We start from the raw sequence: 3,771 nt of genomic DNA on the forward strand, positions 1-3,771 counted from the left end.
CGGCGTCCAGCCAGCGGGCCAGCCCGGCCACGCTGCGCCGTTCCAGCAGCGCGCCCAGCGGTACCCGCCGGCCCAGCCGCTGCGCGATCTGCCCGACCACCCGGAGCGCCGCGAAGGACTGTCCACCCAGGTCGAAGAAGTCGTCCTCGACCCCGAGCCGGTCCACCCGCAGGATTTCCCGCCAGATCTCGGCGAGCACGGTCTCGGTCGGGGTGCGCGGCGCCACATGCCGGCGTTCGCCGCCGCCGTCGGCGAGGCCGACGGCCTCCAGCGCCCGCCGGTCCACCTTGCCGTTGCCGGTGAGCGGCAGTGCGTCGCGGACCACCAGATGGGCGGGCATCAGGTACGCGGGGAGCCGGGCGGCGAGGAACTCGCGGACGGCCCCCGGGTCGGGCCGGTCCCGGCCGTCCCGACCGACCACGAACGCGGCCAGCTGGCGCCCTGAGCCGGAGCTCCGGGCGACCACGGCCGCGCCGGCCACCTCGGGGTGCTCCAGCAGGGCGTGCTCCACCTCGCCCGGCTCCACCCGGAAGCCCTGGATCTTCACCTGGAAGTCCGCCCGGCCGAGGAACTCGATGGTGCCGTCGGGCAGGTACCGGCCGCGGTCCCCGGTACGGTACAGCCGCTCCCCGGTGACCGGGTGCGACACGAACGCGGCCGCCGTCCGCTCGGCGTCGTCCAGGTAGCCCATGGCCACCCCGATTCCGCCCACGTACAGGTGTCCCGGCACCCAGGTGGGCGCGTCCCGGCCCGTCTCGTCCAGGACGTGCCAGGTCTGGTTGGTCAGCGGCCTCCCGTACGGGATGCTCACCCACTCCGGCTCGACCCGCTCGACCGGGTTAGCGATCGACCAGATGGAGGCCTCCGTCGCCCCGCCGAGGCTGACCACCCGGGCCCCGGGCGCGACCGCGCGGATCCGGTCGGGCAGGGTCACCGGGATCCAGTCCCCGCTGAGCAGCACCAGCCGCAGGTCGGGCAGGCGCGCCCCGGCCGTCTCGGCCTCCTCGACGAGCAGCTGCATGAGCGCCGGCACCGAGTTCCAGACAGTCACCTTCCGGTCCCTGGCCAGCACCAGCCAGGACGCCGGGTCGTGCCGGGTCGGGTCCGGCAGGACCAGGGTGGCACCGGCCGCGGCGGCGCCGAACACGTCGTACACCGACAGGTCGAAGCAGAGCGAGGAGATGCCGAGGAGCACGTCCCGCTCGGTGACGCCGTAGCGGGTGTTGACGTCGGTCACCGTGTTCAGCGGCCCGCGGTGGTCCAGCATGGCGCCCTTCGGCCGGCCGGTGGACCCGGACGTGTAGATCACGTACGCCAGGTCGACCGGCTCGCGCAGTGGCGCGTACCCGAGTGTCGGGCCATGACCGGCGGCGTCCTCGACCCCGACCCGCGGCGCCGGCGCCGCGCCGGCGACCCTGTCCCGGCTGTCCGCGTCGGTGACCACGGCGGCGGCTCGGGTGTCGGCCAGCAGCCAGCCGATCCGCTCCGCCGGCCAGCCGGGGTCGATCGGCACGTACGCGCCGCCGGCCAGCAGCACGGCGTGCACCGCCACGATCTGCTGCCAGCCTTTCCCGGCGGCCACCGCGACGAGGTCACCGGGGGTCACGCCGGTCTCCCGCAGCTCCGCGGCCAGCCGGCCGGCCCGCTCGTACAGGCCGGCGTAGTCGAGGGTGGTGTCCCCGGCGACGACGGCCGCCCGGGTCGGCCGGTCGGTTGCCTGCCGCGCGAGGGAAGCGTGCAGCAGCCCCGACGGGACCGGCGTCCCCGCCGCGTTGAGCCGGGCCCGGCGGTCCCGGTCAGTGGCTGGCAGCAGGTCGAACGACTCGCGGTCCCAGGACTCGTCGCTGTCGGCGAGCGCGTCGAGCACCGTCCCGTAACCGGCCAGCATGTCGTCCATCAGGCCGGGTGGGAACATTGCCTCCAGCACGTCCCAGACCGTCCACATGCTGCCGTCCCGCTGCTCCCAGAATTCGCAGTCGAGCAGCACCTGCGGTGTCTCCAGCAGGCTGTACGCCGGCCGGTCGGTCTGCCCGACGAAGAGCGCGCTGCCCACCGCGTACGGGCAGACCGCCCGGCCCGGGGTGCGGCGGAACTGGTTGACCGCCTGCAGCACCTTCACCCCGCTCCAGTAGACGTGCTGCATGTCGGCGAGAACCTGGGCCTGCAACCGCCGGGCCCGCTCCTGGAACGGGCCGCCGGTCCGCCAGTCCACCTCAAGCGGGTAGAGCGAGGAGAAGTTGCCGATCACCTCGCCGATCTGCGGGTGCAGGGGCAGCCGGTGGGTGTTCATGTTGTTGATCAGAAAATGCCGGGATCCGCTCCACGCCGCGAGCACCTCGGCGTAGACGGCGCACAGGGCGTTGGTCTGGGACAGTCCCCGGGCGGCGGCCCGCCGGGTGAACGCCGCCCACCGTGCGGGCGACAGCACGTGCTCCCGGCGTTCCAGCCGGGACCGGCGGCGGGTGTCCGAGCCGGGTGCCAGGGGCAGCTCCGGGGCGGTCGGCCAGTCCGGCATCCGGTCCAGCCAGTACCGCTTCGACGCGCGTCCCAGGGGCGACTCCTCCAGCTCGGCCAAGGCCAGGACGCAGTCCCGGTAGCCGAGCGTCAGCTCCGGCAGCGGCTCGTCCGGGTGGTCGTGGCAGTGCAGCAGGTCCTTCAGGAACCGGCCGGTGCCGGGCGCGTCGCTGAAGAAGTTGTTGTTGTTCCAGTGCATCCGGACCCTCCCGCCGGACAGCAGCGAGAGCCGTACGTCCAGCCAGGGCCAGCGGTCCAGTGGCAGCTCCCGGCGCTGCATGGCGGCCCGGGTCCGCTCGATGCCGGCCTGCTGCCCGGCCTCGTCGAGCCCACGTAGGTCGATCACCTCGACCGGGATCGGCTCCGGGTCGCGGACCGTCTCCAGCATCATGTCCTCGCGGACCACCACCAGGCTGTGCCGGTGCCGCCGTGCCGCCGCGTTGAGCGCCCGTTCGAACCGGGCCGGGTCCAGGGCCGGGAAGTCCACCTCCATGTACTGGTGCGGCCGGACGTGGTACTCAAGACCTTCCCGGCTGCCCACCAGGAAGGACATCTGGATGTCCGACGGCGGGAACGGCTCGTGCCGGGCCGCCGGATCGGGGGTGATCTCCGGCAGCGGTCCGGCCGGATCGGCGGCCCTCCGGGCCCGGGACAGCCAGCCGATCAGCTCCGTCCGGTGCCGGGTGATCCGCTCGCGCAGGTCCGGGGAGAGCCGCCCCTTCGGGGCGCTCACGCTCAGCTGGTCATCACCGACCAGCTTCAACCGCACCTCTCTCAGTGCCAGGTCGGCCACCAGGGTGGCGATCGCACCCTCGTCCGCTCCGCTCACCGCAACACCCTTCCTCCAGTTCGGACCGTCCGCGCTCACAGCGTCAGCACCTCGGCGTCCTCGTCGTCGAAGTCGTCGTCGGCCGCGATGACACTGCGCAGGGTCAGCTGCTGGCAGATCAGCTCGGCCACCTCGGCCGCCGTCCCGCCGCCGAAGAGGTCCGCCGGTGGTACATCGGCGGCGTAGTCGACCAGCAGCCGCTGACGGAGCCGGACCGTGGTCAGGGAGTCCAGGCCCAGCTCGTTCAGCCGGGTCCCGGCGAAGGTGGGCCGGATCGCCTCCTGGTCGGCGGCGCTGAGGCCGAGCAGCACCGCCGCCCGCTCCAACAGCCCGGCGAGCACCACCTCACGGGCCGCCACCGGGTCGGTCAGCGTCAGCATCGCCAGGTCCGGCGCCGACGTGCCGTGCTCCGCGCCGCCGCCGGCCAG

2 protein-coding genes are annotated in these 3,771 nt (G+C 73.7%); both read right to left on the reverse strand.

The features are described 5' to 3' along the window. Positions 1-3,343, reverse strand: a 3,343-nt coding sequence (locus tag AB0I76_RS24955; RefSeq protein WP_357040033.1) for an amino acid adenylation domain-containing protein, incomplete at its 3' end; no start/stop codon positions are given. 35 nt (positions 3,344-3,378) lie between these two features. Continuing rightward, the coding region (locus AB0I76_RS24960) for an acyl carrier protein (protein WP_357040036.1) at positions 3,379-3,771 on the reverse strand (393 nt) is incomplete at its 5' end.

It is taken from the genome of Micromonospora sp. NPDC049799 (genome assembly GCF_040656655.1).
Taxonomy (GTDB): Bacteria; Actinomycetota; Actinomycetes; order Mycobacteriales; family Micromonosporaceae; genus Micromonospora.